This window comes from Rhizobium sp. SRDI969 (assembly GCF_025152725.1).
Taxonomy (GTDB): domain Bacteria; phylum Pseudomonadota; class Alphaproteobacteria; order Rhizobiales; family Rhizobiaceae; genus Rhizobium; species Rhizobium leguminosarum_I.
The window spans coordinates 825,951-845,885 of the sequence record NZ_CP104035.1 but is presented as its reverse complement, the minus strand read 5'-3'; the positions used below and the strand labels follow the sequence as shown (position 1 = coordinate 845,885).

The window sequence follows — 19,935 nt, the reverse complement described above, 5'->3', positions numbered from 1 at the left end:
TCTTCTTATCGCTCACGCGGACCCGGTGCGGTTTCGGGCTACGATTTCATCGTGAGTAAGGCTGCCGCCTTTGTCCATGAAGACCTTGATCAGGGCGTCGCGGTTGCCCGCCGAGCGGTTCTGATCAGCTTTTTCGAGTGCCGTTTGCAGCTCGTCAGCAGACAGTTCCGTGCAATAGGCAGGCGTGCCTGGCTGTTGTCGCCACGAGGTCGCGAGACCCCCGGCATCGAGAGCGTCGAAGCCCGTCGCCTCTACCAGTTGCATGACAATCGACTTCTTTTCGAGGTCATCACCCGCTACCGGAAGGGCGATGCGGCCGGGTTGCGACATGTCTACGCCTTTTTCCGCGAGCGTCGCAGAAAGCACCGCATTCCAGGCTTTAACGATCGGTCGGTTGATCTGCTCGCTGACCCAGACCGCTTCCGGTTTGCCACCATCGACGTCGGCGATCGCTCCGTCACGGAACGGGTAGTAATTGGACGTATCTACGACAACGACGTTCTCGGGAACATTTGCGAATAAATCGGCAAGATCGCGATGAGCCGAAAACGGGACGGAAAGGATCACAATATCCACCCCCGCCACGGCATCTTGCTTGGTCGTTGCCGTCGCACCAACTTTCGCTGCAAGCTCGCGAATAGATTCCGGGCTCTTGGAATTGGCAAGCTTGATCTCGTGCCCAGCGGCCGCGAGCTTTCGCGCCAGCGTCGCGCCGATGTTCCCTGCGCCGATAATTCCGATCTTCATAACATTTCCTTTGCTGCGAATATTGGATTCAACGCACTCCAACGGAGACGTGGGAAGCCGCGACCTCAAGCGACGATGGCGCCGGGTCGCCTACCCCACCACCTTACGAACTCCGGGTTCGGACGACGAGATCAACGCATCTTCCAGCAACACTCTGGCTGCATCGCGGTTTGCCTCCACAATAGCAGGATCGCGCGTCGATTGTGCGATCACGATCGCGCCTTGGAAGAGCGACAGGATCTGGATCACGGCTCTTTCGGGATTGCTCAATGCCAAGGGCTCGATGAGTGACGCAACAAATTCATGCAAGCCCCTGAAATACCCGGCGATGGTCGCCTGTACGTCTGGGGAATTGGCCTCCGGTCCGAACTCGGCCAACCCCTTTACGAATGGGCAGCCGCGGAAAGAAGGCGCGCGGAACGGTTCCTCCATCGCGTCAAAAATAGCGAGGACACGCTCCAGCGGCGACAGCCCGGCTCTTTCAGTCGAGGTTGCGAGCATCTGAAACCAGGTGTCCGTTTTGTAACGCAAATAGGTAGCGATCAGGTCGGCCTTCGATGGAAAGTGTTTGTAGAACGTCATCTTCGCCACGCCGCTTTCGGCAATGATGCGGTCGATCCCGACAGAGTGGATGCTGAACCGGTAAAACAGGTCCGATGCCGTCTTTAATATTCGTTCTCGCGGGGAAAGCGCATTAAGCGGTTGTCCCTCCACATCCACAAATTCAAGCACGCTGCGCGTTGGCATCTTCCATCACCTCAGATTCATTGTCCGCTTATAGACAGACTATTCTGTCAACTTTGTGATTGCAAGTACATACAGGTCTGTCTATATGGTGCGACGCCCCTTGGATTTCATGGAAAGGACTTAGGATGAGCGGAAAAGTCGTTGTTGTAACAGGCGCGAGCAGTGGTTTTGGGAAACTCACGGTATTGGAGCTTGCAAGGCGGGGCCATACGGTGGTTGCGACCATGCGGGACGTCGAAGGGCGAAACGCCCAGGTGCGGAGCGATCTTATCGACGCGGCGAAAGCTGAAGGGCATGTGCTGCAAGTCCTTGACATGGACGTTGCCAACGAGGCGTCGGTCAATTCCACGATCGACCAGGTCGTCAAGCAGCACGGAAAGATCGATGCCCTGATCAACAATGCCGGAATAATGCCCGTCGGGGTCACGGAAGCCTATACTGTCGCCGACGTCGAACGGCTATTTGCGGTCAATTTCTTCGGCGCCGTGCGGACCGACCGCGCCGTTCTGCCGCATATGCGTGCCGCCGGCAGCGGGTTGCTCGTTCATGTGACATCGCTGATGGGTCGGGTGGTATTTCCGTTCTTCGGCACCTACTCCGCGAGCAAGTTCGCGCTCGAAGCGCTTGCCGAAGCCTATCGGTACGAGCTGAAGGGATTTGGAATCGATTCCGTCATCGTCGAGCCGGGGCCGTTCCCCAGCAACCTCATCTCATCGAGCCCGGAGCCGTCCGACCAGGCCGTGCTTGCATCCTACGGCGAGGTCGCGGCGATCCCGGGTCAGATCAAGGCCCACGCCAACGACGGACATGACGAGGCTAATCCGCCGCGGCCCCAGATGGTTGCCGATGCCATCGCACGGCTGGTCGAGGCCACGGAACGGCGTCCGTTGCGCACGGTCGTCATGCCTGAGGGCATGGATCTCGGTGTCCAGCGGCTGAACGATTCGGTAAGCCCAATTCAGAACGACCTGCTCAGCGCGCTCGGCATGTCGAGCGTGATCTGAGACTCTGGGGTTGGCGGGTGGTGCCACCTGCCGCCCTTTGAGGGGTCTCCGGACGGACCCGTTTGCGACGCCGCATACCGGCAAGGTTTGTGGCACTTTCTGCGTAACCAGTCGCGGCCGTGATTGCCCTTTCGCCAGACACGTGTCGGCATCGGCTTTGCTTGTTCGTCTTTACACCGTGGCTCCACTCGATGGGCCAAGGCGGCGCAGAACGACAGGAGGCCGAAATGAACAGGGCAAGGGTTCGGTTGGAAGGCCGGGGGCTGGTCGAATGCCCAAGATGGCATGACGGCGAACTGTGGTTCGCGGATTGGACAAGCGGCGAAATCCTGGCCTTCAGCGAGCACGGAACTGTCAGAGTGGCGACAACCGCCAAAGCCCCGCCCCTGTCATTCGACTTCGGACCACAGGGCGACATGTACGTCATCGCGTCCGGGGCATCGCATTTGCTGCGGTTCAACGGCTCCGGACTGGAAGAGTTCGCCGAGTTGCGAGCGAATGGCTGGAACGAGATCGTGATCGATCCGCAAGGCCGGATCTACGTCAACGGCCCGGCGATCCTGCTGATACATCCAGACGGGACGGTCGAAACACAAGCGGAAGGCTTTCAGTTTCCGAACGGAATGGCTCTCTCTGCGGACGGGCGCACACTGGTTTGCGCCGAAAGCTGGGCGAAACGGCTGACATCGTTTGATGTCGCCGCCGACGGGCAACTCTCCCATCGAAGAGTTTGGGCCGATCTTCCCGGGCCGCCCGATGGCATATGCTTCGACGCTGAAGGCGCGATCTGGTACGCCGACGTCCCCAATGCCTACTGCCGCAGGGTTCGTGAAGGCGGCGCGCTCCTCGATGAAGTGAAGCTCGATCGCGGCGCATTCGCCTGCCTGCTGGGCGGACCTGATCGAACCACCCTCTACATTACTGCCGCCAGATGGTTCGGGATGGACAAGATGGACCAGATGGGCGGAACTGGCCAGCTCTTGTCCGTCGAGGTCGAGACGGCCGGCGCGGGTTGGCCTCACGGGTAGTCGGCATGTGGTAGCCGCATCGGGACACAAGATCGGATCGTAGCGCGCTCCAGAAGAGGCCCTTGCGATCGAGTTTGTGAAAGCTGTCACCGCGGCTCAACTGGCCCTCGTCCGGTAGGCATGAATTGATTCCGCCAAGGCTTTCTCCTTGGCGCTCGCGGCCGTGAAGCGACCAACCATCAGACCGACTGCAATGTCACACCAGCTAGAGAACCATGGCAAGGCGAACCACAGCACCGCAAGAGCCGGGATTGAAAAGAGAGCCAAGATCGTTTCGCCGAGCTGGCCGCTGTTCTCGAGCAATAGAATAATCGGGAAAAGAATCGACGACGGAGCGATCCCCCACCAGAAACAGAGCATAAATCCGATCGGATAGATAGCCAGGCAAGGCGCCCGCTTCGCCAAGGCGAGTGCCCAGAGTTCGCTGCGATGGCGGTAATAGGTGATCCGCTGCCAAAGATTACCCATCTCACCGAACCCGTATCGCGTTGTGCGGACGTCACCAATCTACGCTGCTTTATCGTAACCGGTGTTGTGACCCCACCTTGTCCGCTGTCGCCAGATCTGTGATCGAGTTTCCATGGACGAGCGACAAGGAGTTTCTCCATGGACCCTACATTGGAGGTTCTCACGACGCGGCGGGGCCGACGTGAGGCTCATCGCCAATTTCACTGAGGAGAGGAAAGGACGCGATCACGTTCAGCGACTTGACGGGTCTGGACCGGCCAAAGAGTGTAGTCGCCGCCGAGTTCGCGATTGGCATGGAGCGGCCAGTTGGGATCGTTGAGCGCGCCCCGCGCTAAAGCTATAAAATCTGTATCGCCGTTCTCAATGAACGCTTCGGCTTCAAAGGCATCGCCCAATAGTCCGATTGCGATAGTCGGGATACCGGCGCCTTGTTTTACCGCCTTAGCGAAGGGGACTTGATAGGCTGGAGCGGACCTAATGCGGCCCTGAGCAAAGCCGCCGCTAGAGCAATCGATAGCATCAACACCACGTGCCTTCAGTTCCGCGGCCAGGGCAACGCTGTCGTCCACCTGCCAGCCGTCGGCATTGTTGTCACTGACCGAGAGGCGAACGAAGAGCGGTTTTTCGGCTGGCCACACGCTGCGGACGGCTTCGGTGACTTCCAGAACCAGCCGCATTCGATTTAATCGGCTACCGCCATATTCATCAGTTCGATGGTTGGCGAGCGGCGACAGAAATTGATTGAGCAGGTAACCATGCGCGGCATGGATTTCAACCGTGTCAAAGCCTGCCTGGTTGGCGCGCGTAGCAGCAGCCGCGAATCCGTCGACCACACGGCGGATGCCGTCTCTGTCGAGGGCTTTGGGGACCTGATAGTCAGCGTTGGTTGGGTCGTTCGATTGTGCGCTCGGACCTACGGGAATCCAGTGCTCGAAGCCAACGGCGCGGCGCTGCTCTTCTGTTGCGGGCTGATCTGCCTTATCCCGCCAAACCGGCGTCGAGGCTTTGCGGCCTGCATGGCTAAGTTGAATGCCCACGGCGGCACCCTGGCCGTGCAGGAAATTCACGATCCGGGCAAGCGGGGCAATGTGCTCGTCCTTCCATAGACCGAGGTCGGCGTACGAAATGCGCCCTTCGGGCAGGACCCCTGTGGCCTCAACCAGAACCAAGCCGAAGCCTCCCATTCCGAAGCGCCCTAGATGTACATAGTGCCATTCATTGGCAAAGCCATCCTGAGCCGAATACTGGCACATCGGGGAAACGACTGTGCGGTTGCGCAGCGTGACACCACGCAGGGTGATCGGTGAAAAGAGCTTGGACATGAGGGCCGCCAGATACAATTGGAAGGAAAATACGCGGCTAGATGCGCATCACTAAGCTGCCTTGGCAACCCCCGATACGCAGATGCAGCTCGCCCGGCCAAGTCACGTTGGCACGCTATTAGTTGGCGACCGTCGCCATCGACTAACGTCCGCTGTTGGCGCATTCTTGCCACCAATGTTGTAGCGGCATTTTTCGGAATGGCCAGCCGAGCTTGGTCAATGTGCGCGGAAAACACCGCTTACGCTTTATCTTGCAAGCAAAATGGAAGGAGCAGCGTTAACAAACGCTCGAAAAGGTTGAGGATGTCACGGAGGCCCGCAGGCGCAGGCGGAATTGCGTCGTCAGGGATTGGAACGCGAAATCTTACCAATCCGTAAGTTGTCGCCAGGCCATCCTCTCGGCTAAATCTCGCCCCAGGCATGCCGGGAACGATCGGACTGATGCGAATCCTGCTTATCGAGGACGACCGGAAAACATCCGATTATATCGCCAAGGGCTTTTCCGAGGCCGGCCATGTCTGTGACGTGTTCGGCGACGGCCGCGATGGGCTGTTTCAGGCGCAGCGCGAGGCCTATGACGTCATCGTCGTCGATCGCATGCTGCCGGGCCTCGATGGGCTGGCGATCGTGCGTTCGCTTCGGGCGGCCAAGGTCGGCACACCGGCGCTGTTCCTGACATCGGTCGGCGGCGTCGACGATCGGGTCGAGGGGCTGGAGGCGGGCGGCGACGATTATCTGGTCAAACCCTTTGCCTTTTCCGAGCTGATGGCGCGCGTCAATGCGCTCGGCCGCCGGCCGCCGGTGCAGGAGCAGAGGACGGTGCTGAAGGTGGCCGATCTCGAGCTCGATTTGATCCGGCGGGAGGCCCGCCGCGCCGGCCAGGTGATCGAGCTGCAGCCGCGCGAATTCACCCTGCTCGAGGTGCTGATGCGCGGCGAAGGCCGGGTCATCACCAAGACGATGCTGCTGGAGCGGGTCTGGGACTTCCACTTCGATCCGAAGACCAGCGTCGTCGAGACCCATATCAGCCGCCTCAGGGCCAAGGTCGACAAGCCGTTCCAGGCCCAGCTTCTGCACACGGTCCGCAACACCGGATACAGCCTGCATGCGCCTCGCTAGAGTAATTCCAGGAAAATGCGAAGCGGTTTTCCGTCCGGAATTGCGTAAAAACAGAAAGTTAGAGCGCTTCTGCGTTTCCGTGAAAAGCTGAACCGCTCTAGAACAGGAAAATCTCAAATCCTTCGCAATTTGAAGAGCAAGAGCATGATGTCCTCCGAAAACCGCGCACACTTTTCGGCATCTAGCCTGCGCAGGAGCACGCCGTTCCGGCTTGCAGTGACCTTCGGCGTGCTCTTCGTCGTCGCCTTCGTCCTGAGCGGCGCGATCATCTATCACATGCTGCGGCTCGGCCTCGTGCGCGATCTCGAACAGTCGCTGGGCGAAATGAATTCGTTGATCGTCTCGACCTACGAGCCCAATGATCCCGAGGACCTGATCAATACGCTGAACAATTATGCGAACTTCCAGTCGACCTCCGACGGGCTTTATTCGCTGACGGATGCAGGCGGGCGCAAACTTGCCGGCAATTTCGCCGCCCCCCGCATCCCGAACGGCGTCTATACCGTCACCTCAGGCGATGTCGGGCTGAAGGGCCATGAGCGCTACCGGATGCAGGTCTCGACCATCGGCCCCTACAGCCTGGTGGTGGCGGAAAACTTCAACGATGTCGACGAGATGCTGCGGATCGTGCTGGTGAGCTTCGAATGGGCCGCCGCGATCGTCGTCGCGACCGCGATCGGAGGCGGCGTCTTCCTCGCCTTCCGGGCCCAGGCACGGCTGGACGGGGTCGCACATACCATGAACCATGTCTCCCACGGCGCGCTCGACGCCCGCATTCCGATCACCGGCAACGGCGACGACCTCGATACGGTGGCGATCCAGATCAATGCGGCGCTGGAGCGGCTGCAGAGACTGGTCGAGAGCATGCGGCAGGTGAGCGCCGATATCGCCCACGATCTGAAGACGCCGCTCAACAGGCTGCGCCTGACGCTGGATGCCGCGGTGGCCGGAAACGACCAGCAGGCGGATGTTTCGGCGCTGCTTGACGAAGCCAGACACGAGAGCGACCGGATCAACGCCACCTTCGAGGCGCTGCTGCGCATTTCCCAGATCGAGGCCGGCGCCCGCAAAGAGCGTTTCCAGGCGACCGATCTCGACGCCGTACTTGCCGTGATTTCCGAGGTCTATGTCGACGTCGCCGAAGACGCGCAGATGGCGTTGACGATCGCCGAACGCTGTCCGGCGCTCATCCGGGGCGACCGCGATCTCTTGACGCAGATGATCGCCAACCTGGTGGAGAACGCCATCAACCATTGCCCGGCCGGAACCGGCATCACGGTTTCGCTCCGCCGCCAGGACGGCCGCGCCATCGTCTCGGTCGCCGATAGCGGCCCCGGCATTCCCGCCGACGAGAGGGACAAGGTTTTCCGGCGCCTCTACCGGGTCGACAAGAGCCGCGCGACGCCGGGAAGCGGCCTCGGGCTCAGCCTCGTCAAGGCGATCGCCGACCTGCATTCGGCTGAGATCGGCATGGCGGACAATCATCCCGGCCTCGTCGTTTCGATCGGCTTCCCGTTGGTACCGGCCGCAAGTCCTAACCTCTCATCCGCCATGCCGCGAGCCGGCTGAAGCGGGCGGCAAAGCGGCGCAGCTCGGCGGCGGCGCGATATGGCATCACGCTCCACGGCCGGCGGCGGCCAAGCCGGTAGGCCGAGAGCCCTGACTGGATCTGGGAACAGGGATCCGCCCTTTGGCTGACCGGCAGCGGATCGACGAAGCAGGCGCAAAGCCCATCGTCGAACTCCAGATCGAAGGCGAGGTCATAGGGCAGGCGCATGGGGACAAGCACACCGGCAATCCAGCCTGCTGCCTTGCGGTTGATCAGATAGGCGCCGGACCCCTTTTCGCGGGTGAGCGCGATGGCAAGCGAGCGCGACGCAGTCAGCGGCTCCACCTTGTGCTTTTTCCCGGAATTGACGGTGGACAGACGCAGGATGTCCCAGCGCGCCTGGTGCTTGAGGGCGGCTTCGAGCAGCTCGGCCAGGTCGTCATCAAAATCGAGATCGTCTTCCAGAATGAGGGCGAACTCGGCATGGCTGCCGAGGAACCGCTTGGCGCATTCGACGTGGCTCAGATAACAGCCGATCTCGAAAGGGTTCGGCCGGCGGCCGTGCCGGCTGAGATAGGCTGCTTCGTCGAAGCCTGGATGCGGCAGGCTCAGCCCTGCCCCATCGACCGCCGCGACGCGCTCGAAGGCAAGGCCGAAGCTTGCCAGCAGGCGTTCCATTCGGAACCTGCGCAAGGGCGCACGATCGAGATTGATCAGGTAGGTGTTCACCCGCAGGCTGACCGGATGAAGGGCCGGCATAAGGGCGGCAGGTGCGGCGCGCATGTTCATGAGAGAGCTGACCTCGATTTGGCAATGATGGCGCCAAGCTGCGCTCCAAACCTCACGGGGACCTCGCTGGGACTATACATTTTGGTAAAGTGCGGCGGTCGGGCGGACGGGCGGCATTCTTACGGATTGGTATGATCCCGGCAAAGAACGCGTAAGAATACCGCGCTACCAGCTCTCCTGCGGTATGCAGTGGACGCCTCCCTTCCCGCGATCGAAACGACAACCACCGCGCCTTCGATGACGACAGCGACCCACTGCCTGCCGTGCCAGATGACCCTTGGCTTGAGCAAGCCGCTCAGCGCCCCCACTCTCAAACCCGACGGAGACCAACGATGAAACCACGTGCCAGACTGTTGCCGCTTTTTACCGGAGCCGCCATCGCCTGCTCGGCCGGAGCAAGCTTTGCCGCCACGAGCGTGATCAATGTCACGGAAGATGGAGAAGGCGGTGGGGCGATGTCGCTGAAGCTCGACCCGCCAACGGTCAAAGCCGGCCCCGCGACCTTCGCAGTCCATAATGATGCGATGACGGAGCAGCATGAAATGGTCGTCGTTCGCCTGAAATCTCCGGACCTGCCTATTCCGGTCAACGCTGCCAAAAACCGCGTCGATGAATCGAAGCTGAAAAGCCTGGGCGAGGTTTCCGATCTGAAGCCGGGCGCCAGCGGCAAGCTGAATACCAAGCTGGCGCCGGGCACCTATCTACTCTTCTGCAACATGAAGGGCCACTACGAAGCCGGGATGGAAGCCAGGCTGACGGTGACGCCGTAGGGGCGGGCGACTGCCTTTTGCAGCACCCTTGCTGGACCTTCTTCCCCACTCGGCGGCGAGCGGCCCCTCGCCGCCGAGACAGGTATCCCGCCTCCAGCGCATCGGCCCGAAAAAATGCGAGACCTTGAGAATCTCCGGCCTGAGCGAACGGGAAAGCGCGCTTGCGGATCTTGGCTGCTAAATGACGGCGCTGCCGTTCGGGCCGATATACTCGGTCTTGAACCCATTCTTTCGGACTTCGCGCAGGAAGGAATTCGCATGTGACAGATCGATGAGGGTTTCCGGGTCGCAAAGTTCAAGATGGTTGGCGCGCAACCAGTACGATCCGCGGGTACTCACCACCCTCACCTGCCAGCCGCCTCCGTCCTGCTTCTGCAGCCGGAAGTCGGGAACCTTGCCATCCGGGATAACGGGATTGCCTGCCGACAGGTTTTTGGTGGCTGGCGGGGTGGCCGCTCTCGTCGCATGTCGCATCGGATGCTCCTTGGATTTTCTGGTGCGGTGATCTCGATCTCTTGGCTATGCTCTTTTTGCTGGTGCCCTTGGGTGCCGCAGACGCGTGACCTGGCGGCGAACAAACGGGTAATGGCTCGCTTTGAGACAGTCTTTGCGCTGGATCAAACTGTTGGATTTTTTACGGACTGCCGTCTGCCTCGGCCGTTCTCTTCTGAATGGCGTCGGTGACGTCTTCCACCTGGTGAAGCAGGTAGAGAAGGCGACCCTGGGCATCGAAGATGGGACTGTTCACCGGCTTCCAGAATTTGGTCACGAAGAGGCCGCTGGCGTCCCGGACATCATACCGTTGGATGTGCATGGCATTGGGAACGCCTTCCTCCGCGGCATGTTTGAGCGATGCATGGAGATTGCTCACCCCGTCTGCCTCTTCGTCCGAAGGCTTGTCGGGAAAGACGTCGAACATGCAGCTTCCTGCGATCTTGGCGGCGGACGTCAGAGTGGCCTTTTCGTAGGCGGTATTGATGTCGACAATGTGCAGCCCCTTGCGCGGGTCCAGCAGGAGGTGGGGGATTGAAGAGTGCTCGAACGAGTCGCGGAAGATTCGCCGCTGCACTTCCGCATGCAACGGATCGATCTCCGCCTCGAAGCCATCCGCGGCTTCGAGGATCGCCAGGTTTCTGACAGCCCGCGAGAGCATGACCTTGAGCACGTGGGTATCGTGCTCGTTCCGCTGCTCCAGCAGCAGCGTGCGAAACCGGCCGATATTTTGCCTGAGAATGAACCGTTGCACAGCAACCTCCCTCAGGCTCTGTTCGCGTCACCCATCTCGTCTTGATTGGCAAGGCGAGTGTCCTATGGCCTTCGGTCGTCGCGCCAGCGTAAGATACCGCGCGGCATCGGCCACTCAAACCGACGTTCCCCGCAGCAAAGCCATGTCCTCGGATGGCGGCAGACCGAACTGCCGAGCATAATCCCGACTGAACATGTTTAAGCTCGCACAAACCAACGCACCGAGCTTGGGGCCCGAGCTCAAACTTTGCCGGCGAAGCAATCTCTGCCATTTTGCAGGTCGATCGATCAAGCTCCTGGCTTCCCCGAACAGTCTTCGCAAAGGGAAAGATATCGTGGCCGAGAATGATTATGATGCCTTCGCCGCGGCTTATGATGCCGATAACGAGGTCAATGCCTGGAATGCCTATTACGAGCGGCCGGCCATTCTTGCGCTGGTTGGCGACGTCGCCGGGCTTTCCGTGCTCGATGCGGGATGCGGCGGCGGGGCGCATGCAGCGGCGCTGATCGAGCGCGGGGCTGTGGTGACCGGGATCGACGCCAGTGCGGGCATGCTTGAGATCGCGCAACGTCGGCTGGAAGGGCGGGCGCGGCTGCTATCGGCCGATCTCAACGAAGCATTGCCATTTGCGGACAAGGCTTTCGATCTGATCCTTACCTCGCTTGTCATGCATTACCTGCCCGACTGGTCGAGGCCGCTTTCGGAATTCCACCGGCTGCTGCCCGAAGGCGGACGCCTGGTTTTTTCCACCCACCATCCCTTCATGGATCACGCCTCGACCGGCCGCGACAATTATTTCGAGACCTACAGCTTCGATGAGACCTGGCAGCGCGCCGGAAAACATATCGCCATGCGCTTCTGGCATCGGCCGCTGCATGCCATGTTCGATGCGCTGAAGTCGGCCGGATTCCAGATCGATATCGTCAGCGAGCCCCAGCCCGATCCGCGCGCCCGCACGCTTTTCCCGCAGGCCTATCAGAGCCTGACGACCAAGCCGCGGTTCCTGTTCTTCTCGGTGGTGAAAGCATGACGACGGGTGCCGGCGTTGGGGTCTCTTGACTCCATCGGGCGTAGTGTTCCGATCCATATGGTTGTCTGAATGGGAGCTGCCTGCGTTGATCATCGCCCTCCGGCAGCTATTGATCCATACCAAATCGCAAGATCGGTCGAGCGCGACATATGCGGAAGGGCCTAGCTGGTGCGGTCAAAGTCGAAACCGAGAAAGGCAGCCCGAAAATTCTCGCGCTTGGACAGGATAGTGCGCCAGCTCAAATCTGACTGGAAGCCTTCGATGCAAAGCTTCTCAAATAAACGGTGATCATCATCTACCGGAAAGCCCTACTCGGTGTCGTGATAGGGCATGAACTCCGGAGCGGCTGCGCACCAGCGGCAATGCGGCTGCCCATCCGGGCCGAAGATCGTCGCGCTCATTTTCTCACGCCCTGAGAAAGGCCAAGCGGTCGTCGGTTCGGCCCGGTGCAATTTCAAGAATGTCCGCGCTTACGACACCCCCCACAACGAAAGGATCTTGCTGGAGGCGTATTTCGAGATCGGCGCGGGATGTGTTGTGGGCGAGAACCGCTCCGCCCGCACTTTGCTGAAGGCTTCCGGTAAGGAGGAAGATACCATCGTCAAAGCCCTGTTTGATCCAGGCATTATGCCCTTCCATAAGGGCGGAGGCTCGGGCCTTGTTGGCGGAGAATTTAAGTGTAACGACGAACATACAGGGGCCCTTCAGGAATTCTGGATGGAAACGGATTCGGGATGATCGGATAGATTGGGTCGCTGCACTGCCAACCATAGGCACATATCGTCGACTTCACGGCGGATGAAGGCTTCGTCGCGGAAGGCGGTCGCGAGTGCGGCCACACCCTGGCTTCGCATCAGGATGTGCATGGCAAGCGCGTCGGCATCGGTCTCACGGCCAATTGCGGCGAACTGGCGCGAAAGCCAATTGCGAAACAGAGTGAAAAGCTTGGTCGCCTCGTCCTTGGCAGTGTGGTCGAGTTTGGCGAGTTCGTTGCAAAGCGTGCCGACTGGGCAGCCAAAGGCCATGATCTTTGTCTGGTTCATGATGAGCATGTGGATGAAGCTTCTGATTCGTTCGCCGGGAGCTTCAGCCCCAGCCTCCCACGCATCTAGCATCGCCTTGGTCTTTGAAAGACGATGGGCGATCACCGCATCGAGAATCTCGTCTTTCGTCTTGAAGTGATAGTAGAAATTGCCTCGCGAAAGTCCGACGACTGCCGCAATGTCGGCGAAGGACGTCGCCTCGAATCCTCGCTCATAAAAGAGCTTGTCTGCAGCCTCAACAATCTGCAGTCGTGTGGTCGCTGCCCCCAAGTGCCCGGTTCTCCATTGCCATTGCCCAGCGAGTAGGACAAATGCCCTACGAAACTCTTTAGGACAATCGACCTAAAGACGTCAAGGGTGGGCCTGAGAGGTGACGGGATTCCTGCCTTCCGGAAGATAGGGATTGTCGTTGCAAATGGCTCAAGTGTCTAGCATGTCCCACTCGCCGCCGCTTTCATCCCATTCTCAACACTTTCAGGGCGTCAGGTGAGTTGAGCGAGGATAGCGTCGACGACACTTGGGACGGTACCCGTCGTGTCGATATTGATGCCGATGGGAAGATATTCCCGGGTATGATGGTAGCGGAGCACCAGCGCCCGCTCGGCCGGCTCGAAGCCCGGCTCATTCGGCCGCCCATCCAATCGTCGGTTCAAGGTCTCAACGTCTATATCGAGCACGAAAACCTTGTCGAAAAGGTCCAGGAATTTGTGGAAATTGCGCGAGCCGCCACAGAAGAAGGTGGCAGGATGGGTGGTGTCGGCAGCAATAGCGCGGACCTTGTCGACAGGCCAGATCCAGTGGGCGTATCCCCAAACGATGCGGTCCGCGCCTGCGGGTGGTCCTGCGAGTGCCTGGCCCGTCTCGGGGTCGCCGACATAGGCCAAGACCCGGTCACCATGAACGACATGGCAGCCCCGCCGCTCCAGTTCGGTAGCGACAGACGTTTTCCCAGTGCCGGAACCGCCTTCGATCAGATAGTTCTTGATTCCCATAGGCGCTGCTTATCATGGCCTTCGATCTGGTGAGAAGACACTCTACCTGGGAACGCTTAGTTCCAATCCATCGTCACCCATTGACGTGAACGGTTTTCACCCCAATAGGGTCAGGCCAGCCAGACGACAACAGGAGTGTAATCGTGAGCGAACCGACCGTAGCAGATGCAACAAACCGCATTTATGAGTCGCTGCAGGCGGACAATGCCGAAATCGACGTGCATATCGCGGTGCTCAAGGCAGCGCTGACGCGGGCGGGTTTGAAAGAGGCGGTATTCGACCCGGCTCGGCTCGTGCAGAATAACCGTTCCGGCAGGAAGCGAATGCAGGCCTACTTTCGCCAGCGCGGTGTCATGGTGAAATTCTCAGCCTAGCCTTCCAGCCGACTGTATTCACCCTCAGTGGGGGCAATGGCGTCGACGCGAATGAAGGTTGCGTCGAAGTTAACCTGCCTCGTGTTGCCGTGGCCGAGGGGGCTGCCTGCCCTTCCCGACACTCGGGGCGGGTGGACCATGAGAGTTGACCGAATGTGGGCTCGCTGGAATAATCAGCCGAGCAGCGTGACGTCGGGGTATCTGCGACACTGCGGTTCGTGCTCACCCCGTTGATATTCCTGTGGGGGAGTCCTCGATGTCTGTCGTTTACAGGCCAGCCCGGGCGGAGGATTTGGCCGCCACCGACGTGCTGGTGGTCGCCAGCATCAACGAACTCACCATCCGACATGGCTTCGGCCCCATGGCGATGCCAAGCCCTCCCAGCTTCCAGCTGTTTTCGCTTGAGGACGACCCCGGCGGTCTATGGATCGCGGAGAACGGCAGCGACATCGTCGGATTCGCCTGGAGCTGGGCGTGTGGTGAGCTTTGGTTCCTTGCCCAGCTGTTTGTCGAACCGGCGCAACAGGGTCAAGGCATCGGCAATGAGCTGATGAGACGAACCATGGAGCACGCCCGAAAATCAAGCGCAGCCCATCGGGCGCTGATAACGTTCTCCTTCAATCGTGGCTCGCAAGGTCTCTATATCCGGCATGGCCTCTTCCCCAAAATGCCGATCTATTTCGTCGGCTTCATGACGGTTCCTGTTTTCTTCGGCGTCTGCCGAGCTGTGAGCGAAAGTGATCACATCGCACTCGTCCCTCGACAATTGGCAGAGCGCTTGGCGGATCTTTTCGGGCTCTCCCTCTATAACGCTCCCATGCCGCTTCCGCCGGCCCTCATCGTCGGCGTGTGGCACAAGCGCGCGACAGGGAATCCCGCCCATCGTTGGATTCGGAACCTGATCGCCGAGATATTGCTGCCACTTAATATCGGCGAGCAGCCCCTGCCAAATGAAGTGCGCTGACGGTGCTTTCCCGCGTCGATCGGCAAGAACGTGCCCATGCGGTTTCGACGACGGAGTGATAGGTGCAGGACCTAGACTGAGCTGTCAAAAAGTGACGTCGTCCGTGATTGTAAGGACTGATCGGCGCCGCCGTCATGCCGTACCTCGTCTGACGCCGAATGGTACTGCGTCCTCCGCAGGATCGGTAGCGGGAGGCATCACCCCTGGACGGCGTGTTGGAACAGGATGCCCGTCACGATGGCCGGCAGGGCCAGCCACCGGCGGTCCATCGTGGCCGCCAGAACAGTTCCCGTCAATGCCAATGTCGATGCGTTCGCCTCGAGCGTTCGTTCGATGTCCCACTCCCGGTCGAGTTCCGCCAGCCTGGATCCGATCTGGTGGGATGAGTCTCGTAGTAGGCGAGCCTCTCCTCCACCTGCCAGCGCAGGCGTCGGTTGATCTCGTTGGATGTGGGCGCTGACCAAGTTTGCTGTCGCGGCCATGGCAATCCGTAAGCGGTGTTTAGACCGCACCTTTCGGATCAGTGCGTGATTGCTTAAAGTTGCGCCGCGATGATTGGGCGAGCGTCGATGAATGAGAGCGGCGAAATTTCCGACATGGGGGAAATGATTTGAACGAGACTCAACAACTGTGGGAATGGCGCGAGAAGATCGCAAATCTCTACTACGAGGTACGTTCTAGCCCGGACGTGGCTGCTGCTTGGGGGCTTTGGTGCGCCACCCGTTCGACCCTGTTTCGCGACCATCCTCAGTCGCCAATTGACCCGGCGGACCGCAAGACGTTCGAAGGGCCGACGACATTTTCTTATGATCCCTCGTTGCGCTTGACGGTACAGCTTGTCCCGGTAACGCCGGAACGGATAACCGTCGCAACAGGAGTGGATGGTGACCTGTCGATGCATGCGTTCTCTCGTACAACGGGGCTGGAGGCCAGATTGGGCGGCGAATTAACTCTTTACTGGATTGAGGGGTACGGCGGTGGCGTGTTCCTGCCGTTTGTCGATGCGACCTCAGGAACCGAGACGTATGGTGGTGGCCGATATCTCCTCGACACCATCAAGGGAGCGGATCTCGGAGTCGTCCGTTCAGGCGGCGCACTGGTGCTCGATTTCAATTTTTCCTATTTTCCTTCGTGCGCCTATTCTTCCCGTTATGTCTGTCCACTAGCGCCATCGGGCAATCGACTGAAAGGCGCAGTGAGAGCCGGAGAACGGCTACCTGTCTCGAAACGATAAGCGCAGGGGGCAGAAGCCTGAAACTTCGTCGCCGGGCATTAGAAGTCCCCCTCTCGTTAGCGCTGTTTGCCTGCCGAGCCCTGCCTTTCCTAGCGACCGCTTGAACTTGATTGAGCTGGGATTTGCCGTGACATAGCGGACTCCGCCCGCGTTAAACGTGAAGCTGTTTTCTTCGCACATTGACCAAGCGGTAGGCCGTTCAGAAAACTACTGCTGCGACATCGATGGCAACAATGCGCCAAGAGCAGTCGCACAGCGAGAGTCCCATCAGCGGCCACGATGACCCGTTGCGGACAACTCCTAACGCGACTATCCAGATGATCTCCTTTGAGGTGACGAGGGTCGTTTGAATGGACAGTCAGGATTCGGCGGTCGCAAAACTGGATGCCTGCCGCCACATATTCCTTGCCAAACTCGGGACCGGGCCTTCGCTCGACCTTCGTATTTTTGTTGTGGAAGCCCGCGTCCAAGATGAACTTGTTTCGGTTAGGCCCGGTGACAGAGACTTGGAAGCGATTTTTGCGGAGGCGCATCCTATCATGACAAAGGAGGGATACGACGCCTTTACAATCATATTTGAGAGTTACGTTTGCTTTTCGGTTAGGAACGAGACTTACGCAATTCCCGAAAATGTTGAGGATTATTCGCACCGCTTACGTACGCACGAACAATCCGCTTTTTTGGATTTTGTGTCGAAGGGCACTTGGGCGTCGTCGGACCATCCAGGACCATTCGTGCATTAAATTTGCGAGGATCATGTAATTGATGTTGCGTGCAATTCTGAGCCGATAATCGAGCATCGAATTGTGACAGCCGATGATTTGTAAGCTCGTATTGAGAAAGTTGAACGATGGCCTCCCACTCAAGGTGAACCTCAGCATCATAGAGGTCCGCAACGGGCCGGAAGCAGACTTCAGTCGCTCGTTCGAAGTTCCACGGCATAAGCTGATTTACCCGGCTAGACTTTCCGAAACGATCTGCGCCTTGACGTCGTCCGGCCAATGCCGATTCACCTCACGTCCAGACTTCCTGGTCGGTTGCAACCGAGGCCACCACACTGCCGTCGACATGCATATGTTTATCACACGAAGGGTCTTACTTCTCTTCGAGATGCCCGCTGCCGTTTAACAAATGCGCTGCACAAATACCAAACTAGATAGGTCGCTAGAATGGCTAGCTGCTGCAACAAGATGGCGACGACGACTATAAACTGATCCAATCCGTCATAAGAGTCGTCGCCTACATCGATGATATCTGGCGTGAACGTCACTCTGTCGCATAGGTATACTGGCAGGACGACCCAGATGACCGCCAAAAAATGCAATGTCTTCCCGCAACGTGGCCATGTGCGGCCAGCGATAAAAGCCACGAGCGGAGCTGCGAAGTTGCTCATAAATATGATGGCGAACGCGAGTTCAGGCTTGATCATCGAAAATTGATCCTCCCGGCGTGCTGCGGCGCAAGAGAGGCTCTGGCCTTTCGCGCTCCATAGACGTCTCTGTCCATAGAATTTTCTATCCAAGAGACTGAGTGGCTGAATGGCTGTCACGCGCTATCAATCATCGCATTCCATATCAGTAATGTCGCCAGCCAGGACTTCAGCGTGCTCGGACAGAACACCACATTGTCGAGAAGCATCGCCAATTCGGGGTCGCTGTCAAAAAGCTGTTCCTGTTTGGCTTTCAACTTGCCGATATAGAACTGATGAATATGCAATGATCCGGCCATTTGGGCGAGGCTTGGCATGCTGATGCTCCCATTTAGTGATTCCGGAAGGTTCGCCCAGCATAGCGCCTGTCGGGCATTCCCGTTGACCGCTCCATCTTCATCGACATCGTCCGCCGGTAGAAAATTCCGGTATATCGTATCTGCATCAGCACGAACTGGCTCCACTCGGAGCCAGGAGTAGCCCTTACCTACCAAGCGACCAGGGGCGGGTTGGAGATTGCTAATGACCCGGTACTCGGGATTGCAGGGCATCCTGATTGTCAGGGGCTGCGCCGAATGCTACCGCAGGTGTACAAGTGTTTATGACGAGGGTGCATTCATGAACCGATTGATCGTCTTCCTTGCGGTTGCGCTTTCGACTGGCACCGCGCATGCGAGCGGGCTTCCTTTTTTCCCCAACACGAACGTCCCCGGACTACACCGCGAAGCTGGTTGTGCGCGACACATTAGATGGGAAGGACAACTGGCGGCTCGTGCAGCATCACAACGGCTGGACGCACGTCGAGGAGACACAAGGTGACGAGACACATATCTGGTATGGGCACTTCTTTCAGAACGTTGTTTTGTCAACAGGCAAGAAAGAAGGAGAGGAGATCAAGCGCTTCAATATCAGGCAAGTCGAGCCATCGTATGACTACCTCGGCATCAAGCAAGTCAAGGAAACGAACGATGTGGAGACAGTGGGCGGCGAGGAGTGTCGCTGGCTTCAAATAGTTCGACACGATCCGCCAAGCCCTATTTGGATGACCTGCTTGACCAGCGACGGAATAGAGGTCGCAACCAAGGTTCTCTTTTCCAAGGGTAAATTGATGTCCGAGGCGCGTCTGACCGAGATCAAGCGAGGTCCGGTCCCGGAGGCCGAAGTGTTGCCGCCAAGACAGCTTTTTGACGCAAGCACGTGGCTCAAGCCGCTGCGTACCTACCCGGATCACCCTCCAAGTGCTGTCGACTTCGAGGCGAAGTTGGTTACGAGGGCGTCAGACAATCCGTCGATAGACAAGTCTTCTGAGGTGAGGCTGTTGCGACATTATCCATGGTGGTTTCGTCGGCGTGAGGGCAAGGACGGGTCAATCCGGATCGAGGTTTGGAACGAGCTTGAGAACCAGGGTGTTGTCTATTCGTCGTCGAAGATGGAACGCAGAATTGTCGGTGGTCGCTCTTCGCTGGATGCGAAGCGTCCCTTCTCTCGATTCAGCAGCCAAACAGGAATGGAAAATCTGGGTGAGCAAGGCCAGTTTCTTGGCGAAAATTGCATATGGTATAACCTAACGCCGAATATGGCCGGTTCAAGTCACAAGCAGTGCATCACGTCCGACGGTATTCCGTTGAAGGACGAGCAGTGGTACGGCAGGAGCGCAGTGGAGAGCTTCGACACGGTGGCGTTTACGCGTCGACCCGTCGACATCGGCGAAATGCAGCCGCCTCGCGAATACCTCGATCCGTCAGCGTGGGGATTTGTGCTGCACTAGCGCGGGGCAGCAGTCCCGATCTTCTCGATGACGCTAACGCATCACGGTGAGATCATCTGATGACAAATGATGGCTGATCAATGACGCTGACTCTGTCCCTGAGGTCATTGGTGCAGATGCGTAGGGGCGGCGGCTGAGGTATCCCAGGTGTGGCTGGAGGCCGAGAAACTTCCCTGTTCCGTAGCCTTGCGGGCAAGCCGTGAGCCGATAGCAGCGGAGGAACTGCACCCGCAGCGATGGCGGTCAGGCTCAGTGGTCTTCACTCCCTACAGGTGTGTTGGTTGGAAATGAGGGCTGCCCGGAGTTTCTAAG

General features: G+C 58.9%; 23 protein-coding genes and 2 pseudogenes. 11 read left to right on the top strand and 14 right to left on the bottom strand.

All coding sequences use genetic code 11. The features are described 5' to 3' along the window. Positions 1-12: 12 nt before the first annotated feature. Positions 13-747 carry an NADPH-dependent F420 reductase gene (locus tag N2A41_RS04145; protein WP_260110350.1) on the bottom strand — a complete coding sequence of 245 codons (735 nt, stop codon included), beginning with the start codon at positions 745-747 and terminating at the stop codon, positions 13-15. A gap of 90 nt (positions 748-837) precedes the next feature. Beyond that, positions 838-1,494 carry a TetR/AcrR family transcriptional regulator gene (locus tag N2A41_RS04140; protein WP_170278646.1) on the bottom strand — a complete coding sequence of 219 codons (657 nt, stop codon included), beginning with the start codon at positions 1,492-1,494 and terminating at the stop codon, positions 838-840. A gap of 125 nt (positions 1,495-1,619) precedes the next feature. Between N2A41_RS04140 and N2A41_RS04135 the strand changes: the two genes are divergently transcribed. Both N2A41_RS04135 and N2A41_RS04130 read left to right on the top strand, forming a co-directional pair. Continuing rightward, on the top strand, positions 1,620-2,498 hold the full coding sequence (locus tag N2A41_RS04135) for an SDR family oxidoreductase (RefSeq protein ID WP_260110349.1): 879 nt from the start codon (positions 1,620-1,622) through the stop codon (positions 2,496-2,498). Positions 2,499-2,725: 227 nt separating this feature from the next. Continuing rightward, positions 2,726-3,526 carry an SMP-30/gluconolactonase/LRE family protein gene (locus tag N2A41_RS04130; protein WP_260111106.1) on the top strand — a complete coding sequence of 267 codons (801 nt, stop codon included), beginning with the start codon at positions 2,726-2,728 and terminating at the stop codon, positions 3,524-3,526. 96 nt (positions 3,527-3,622) lie between these two features. On the opposite strand, the gene N2A41_RS04125 is transcribed toward N2A41_RS04130, so the two are convergent. Then, positions 3,623-3,994 carry a hypothetical protein gene (locus N2A41_RS04125; protein WP_260110348.1) on the bottom strand — a complete coding sequence of 124 codons (372 nt, stop codon included), beginning with the start codon at positions 3,992-3,994 and terminating at the stop codon, positions 3,623-3,625. Between the two features lie 200 nt (positions 3,995-4,194). Further along, positions 4,195-5,316: an NADH:flavin oxidoreductase/NADH oxidase gene (locus N2A41_RS04120; protein ID WP_260110347.1), complete on the bottom strand. Its 1,122-nt coding sequence runs from the start codon at positions 5,314-5,316 to the stop codon at positions 4,195-4,197. A 441-nt stretch (positions 5,317-5,757) separates the two neighbouring features. Between N2A41_RS04120 and N2A41_RS04115 the strand changes: the two genes are divergently transcribed. Beyond that, complete coding sequence (locus N2A41_RS04115; RefSeq protein ID WP_026154042.1) at positions 5,758-6,435, top strand: winged helix-turn-helix domain-containing protein; 678 nt, start codon at positions 5,758-5,760, stop codon at positions 6,433-6,435. A gap of 144 nt (positions 6,436-6,579) precedes the next feature. After that, on the top strand, positions 6,580-8,004 hold the full coding sequence (locus tag N2A41_RS04110; protein WP_222387356.1) for a HAMP domain-containing sensor histidine kinase: 1,425 nt from the start codon (positions 6,580-6,582) through the stop codon (positions 8,002-8,004). Here N2A41_RS04110 and N2A41_RS04105 read toward each other — a convergent pair. Further along, entirely contained in the window at positions 7,970-8,773 is an 804-nt protein-coding gene (locus N2A41_RS04105; protein WP_222295556.1) for a glycosyltransferase family 25 protein, read from the bottom strand. The genes N2A41_RS04110 and N2A41_RS04105 overlap by 35 nt on opposite strands. A 332-nt stretch (positions 8,774-9,105) precedes the next feature. Here N2A41_RS04105 and N2A41_RS04100 point away from each other — a divergent pair, with 332 nt between their 5' ends. Further along, positions 9,106-9,543, top strand: coding sequence for a copper resistance protein (locus N2A41_RS04100; protein WP_260110346.1), 438 nt, complete (start codon positions 9,106-9,108; stop codon positions 9,541-9,543). 177 nt (positions 9,544-9,720) lie between these two features. Here the strand turns inward: N2A41_RS04100 and N2A41_RS04095 are convergent, their stop codons facing one another. After that, positions 9,721-10,017: a hypothetical protein gene (locus N2A41_RS04095; RefSeq protein WP_170261939.1), complete on the bottom strand. Its 297-nt coding sequence runs from the start codon at positions 10,015-10,017 to the stop codon at positions 9,721-9,723. A gap of 160 nt (positions 10,018-10,177) precedes the next feature. Further along, complete coding sequence (locus N2A41_RS04090) at positions 10,178-10,789, bottom strand: PAS domain-containing protein (protein WP_260110345.1); 612 nt, start codon at positions 10,787-10,789, stop codon at positions 10,178-10,180. 334 nt (positions 10,790-11,123) lie between these two features. Here N2A41_RS04090 and N2A41_RS04085 point away from each other — a divergent pair, with 334 nt between their 5' ends. After that, positions 11,124-11,819 carry a class I SAM-dependent methyltransferase gene (locus N2A41_RS04085; RefSeq protein WP_170261940.1) on the top strand — a complete coding sequence of 232 codons (696 nt, stop codon included), beginning with the start codon at positions 11,124-11,126 and terminating at the stop codon, positions 11,817-11,819. Between the two features lie 170 nt (positions 11,820-11,989). Here the strand turns inward: N2A41_RS04085 and N2A41_RS04080 are convergent. The 4 genes and pseudogenes from N2A41_RS04080 to N2A41_RS04065 all read right to left on the bottom strand — a co-directional run. Beyond that, positions 11,990-12,220, bottom strand: a pseudogene (locus N2A41_RS04080) (DNA-3-methyladenine glycosylase I); the annotation flags it as partial. Between the two features lie 4 nt (positions 12,221-12,224). Further along, positions 12,225-12,512: a YciI family protein gene (locus tag N2A41_RS04075; protein WP_017963250.1), complete on the bottom strand. Its 288-nt coding sequence runs from the start codon at positions 12,510-12,512 to the stop codon at positions 12,225-12,227. 11 nt (positions 12,513-12,523) lie between these two features. Continuing rightward, positions 12,524-13,132 (bottom strand): TetR/AcrR family transcriptional regulator, encoded by a 609-nt coding sequence (locus tag N2A41_RS04070; protein WP_222387359.1) that lies wholly within the window; start codon positions 13,130-13,132, stop codon positions 12,524-12,526. Between the two features lie 212 nt (positions 13,133-13,344). Continuing rightward, entirely contained in the window at positions 13,345-13,854 is a 510-nt protein-coding gene (locus N2A41_RS04065) for an AAA family ATPase (protein ID WP_222387360.1), read from the bottom strand. A 140-nt stretch (positions 13,855-13,994) separates the two neighbouring features. On the opposite strand from N2A41_RS04065, the gene N2A41_RS04060 reads away from it, so the two are divergent. Together N2A41_RS04060 and N2A41_RS04055 are read left to right on the top strand one after the other, a co-directional pair. Continuing rightward, on the top strand, positions 13,995-14,228 hold the full coding sequence (locus N2A41_RS04060) for a hypothetical protein (RefSeq protein ID WP_222387375.1): 234 nt from the start codon (positions 13,995-13,997) through the stop codon (positions 14,226-14,228). Between the two features lie 256 nt (positions 14,229-14,484). Beyond that, positions 14,485-15,192 carry a GNAT family N-acetyltransferase gene (locus N2A41_RS04055; protein ID WP_222387362.1) on the top strand — a complete coding sequence of 236 codons (708 nt, stop codon included), beginning with the start codon at positions 14,485-14,487 and terminating at the stop codon, positions 15,190-15,192. Positions 15,193-15,389: 197 nt separating this feature from the next. Here the strand turns inward: N2A41_RS04055 and N2A41_RS04050 are convergent, their stop codons facing one another. Continuing rightward, a complete protein-coding gene (locus tag N2A41_RS04050) occupies positions 15,390-15,674 on the bottom strand; it encodes a hypothetical protein (RefSeq protein ID WP_260110344.1) in 285 nt (94 codons plus the stop codon). A 128-nt stretch (positions 15,675-15,802) separates the two neighbouring features. Here N2A41_RS04050 and N2A41_RS04045 point away from each other — a divergent pair, with 128 nt between their 5' ends. Together N2A41_RS04045 and N2A41_RS04040 are read left to right on the top strand one after the other, a co-directional pair. After that, positions 15,803-16,426 (top strand): DUF1684 domain-containing protein, encoded by a 624-nt coding sequence (locus tag N2A41_RS04045; protein WP_222387363.1) that lies wholly within the window; start codon positions 15,803-15,805, stop codon positions 16,424-16,426. Between the two features lie 350 nt (positions 16,427-16,776). Further along, on the top strand, positions 16,777-17,169 hold the full coding sequence (locus tag N2A41_RS04040; protein ID WP_222387364.1) for a hypothetical protein: 393 nt from the start codon (positions 16,777-16,779) through the stop codon (positions 17,167-17,169). Positions 17,170-17,507: 338 nt separating this feature from the next. On the opposite strand, the gene N2A41_RS04035 is transcribed toward N2A41_RS04040, so the two are convergent. Both N2A41_RS04035 and N2A41_RS04030 read right to left on the bottom strand, forming a co-directional pair. Then, positions 17,508-17,855: a hypothetical protein gene (locus tag N2A41_RS04035; protein ID WP_222387365.1), complete on the bottom strand. Its 348-nt coding sequence runs from the start codon at positions 17,853-17,855 to the stop codon at positions 17,508-17,510. A 116-nt stretch (positions 17,856-17,971) separates the two neighbouring features. Continuing rightward, entirely contained in the window at positions 17,972-18,172 is a 201-nt protein-coding gene (locus N2A41_RS04030) for a hypothetical protein (protein WP_245268333.1), read from the bottom strand. Positions 18,173-18,482: 310 nt separating this feature from the next. Between N2A41_RS04030 and N2A41_RS04025 the strand changes: the two are divergent. Further along, positions 18,483-19,623 (top strand): annotated as a pseudogene (locus tag N2A41_RS04025) (hypothetical protein). Positions 19,624-19,935: the final 312 nt, after the last annotated feature.

Excerpts from the sequence above, each read along its gene's own strand:
- N2A41_RS04135 (WP_260110349.1), top strand. The coding sequence starts at position 1,620 with ATGAGCGGAAAAGTCGTTGTTGTAACAGGCGCGAGCAGTGGTTTTGGG.
- N2A41_RS04040 (WP_222387364.1), top strand. The coding sequence starts at position 16,777 with ATGGACAGTCAGGATTCGGCGGTCGCAAAACTGGATGCCTGCCGCCAC.
- N2A41_RS04030 (WP_245268333.1), bottom strand. The coding sequence starts at position 18,172 with ATGCCAAGCCTCGCCCAAATGGCCGGATCATTGCATATTCATCAGTTC.
- N2A41_RS04140 (WP_170278646.1), bottom strand. The coding sequence starts at position 1,494 with ATGCCAACGCGCAGCGTGCTTGAATTTGTGGATGTGGAGGGACAACCG.
- N2A41_RS04050 (WP_260110344.1), bottom strand. The coding sequence starts at position 15,674 with ATGGCCGCGACAGCAAACTTGGTCAGCGCCCACATCCAACGAGATCAA.
- N2A41_RS04055 (WP_222387362.1), top strand. The coding sequence starts at position 14,485 with ATGTCTGTCGTTTACAGGCCAGCCCGGGCGGAGGATTTGGCCGCCACC.
- N2A41_RS04100 (WP_260110346.1), top strand. The coding sequence starts at position 9,106 with ATGAAACCACGTGCCAGACTGTTGCCGCTTTTTACCGGAGCCGCCATC.
- N2A41_RS04035 (WP_222387365.1), bottom strand. The coding sequence starts at position 17,855 with ATGATCAAGCCTGAACTCGCGTTCGCCATCATATTTATGAGCAACTTC.
- N2A41_RS04120 (WP_260110347.1), bottom strand. The coding sequence starts at position 5,316 with ATGTCCAAGCTCTTTTCACCGATCACCCTGCGTGGTGTCACGCTGCGC.
- N2A41_RS04130 (WP_260111106.1), top strand. The coding sequence starts at position 2,726 with ATGAACAGGGCAAGGGTTCGGTTGGAAGGCCGGGGGCTGGTCGAATGC.
- N2A41_RS04115 (WP_026154042.1), top strand. The coding sequence starts at position 5,758 with ATGCGAATCCTGCTTATCGAGGACGACCGGAAAACATCCGATTATATC.
- N2A41_RS04105 (WP_222295556.1), bottom strand. The coding sequence starts at position 8,773 with ATGAACATGCGCGCCGCACCTGCCGCCCTTATGCCGGCCCTTCATCCG.
- N2A41_RS04145 (WP_260110350.1), bottom strand. The coding sequence starts at position 747 with ATGAAGATCGGAATTATCGGCGCAGGGAACATCGGCGCGACGCTGGCG.
- N2A41_RS04125 (WP_260110348.1), bottom strand. The coding sequence starts at position 3,994 with ATGGGTAATCTTTGGCAGCGGATCACCTATTACCGCCATCGCAGCGAA.
- N2A41_RS04075 (WP_017963250.1), bottom strand. The coding sequence starts at position 12,512 with ATGTTCGTCGTTACACTTAAATTCTCCGCCAACAAGGCCCGAGCCTCC.
- N2A41_RS04095 (WP_170261939.1), bottom strand. The coding sequence starts at position 10,017 with ATGCGACATGCGACGAGAGCGGCCACCCCGCCAGCCACCAAAAACCTG.
- N2A41_RS04110 (WP_222387356.1), top strand. The coding sequence starts at position 6,580 with ATGATGTCCTCCGAAAACCGCGCACACTTTTCGGCATCTAGCCTGCGC.
- N2A41_RS04065 (WP_222387360.1), bottom strand. The coding sequence starts at position 13,854 with ATGGGAATCAAGAACTATCTGATCGAAGGCGGTTCCGGCACTGGGAAA.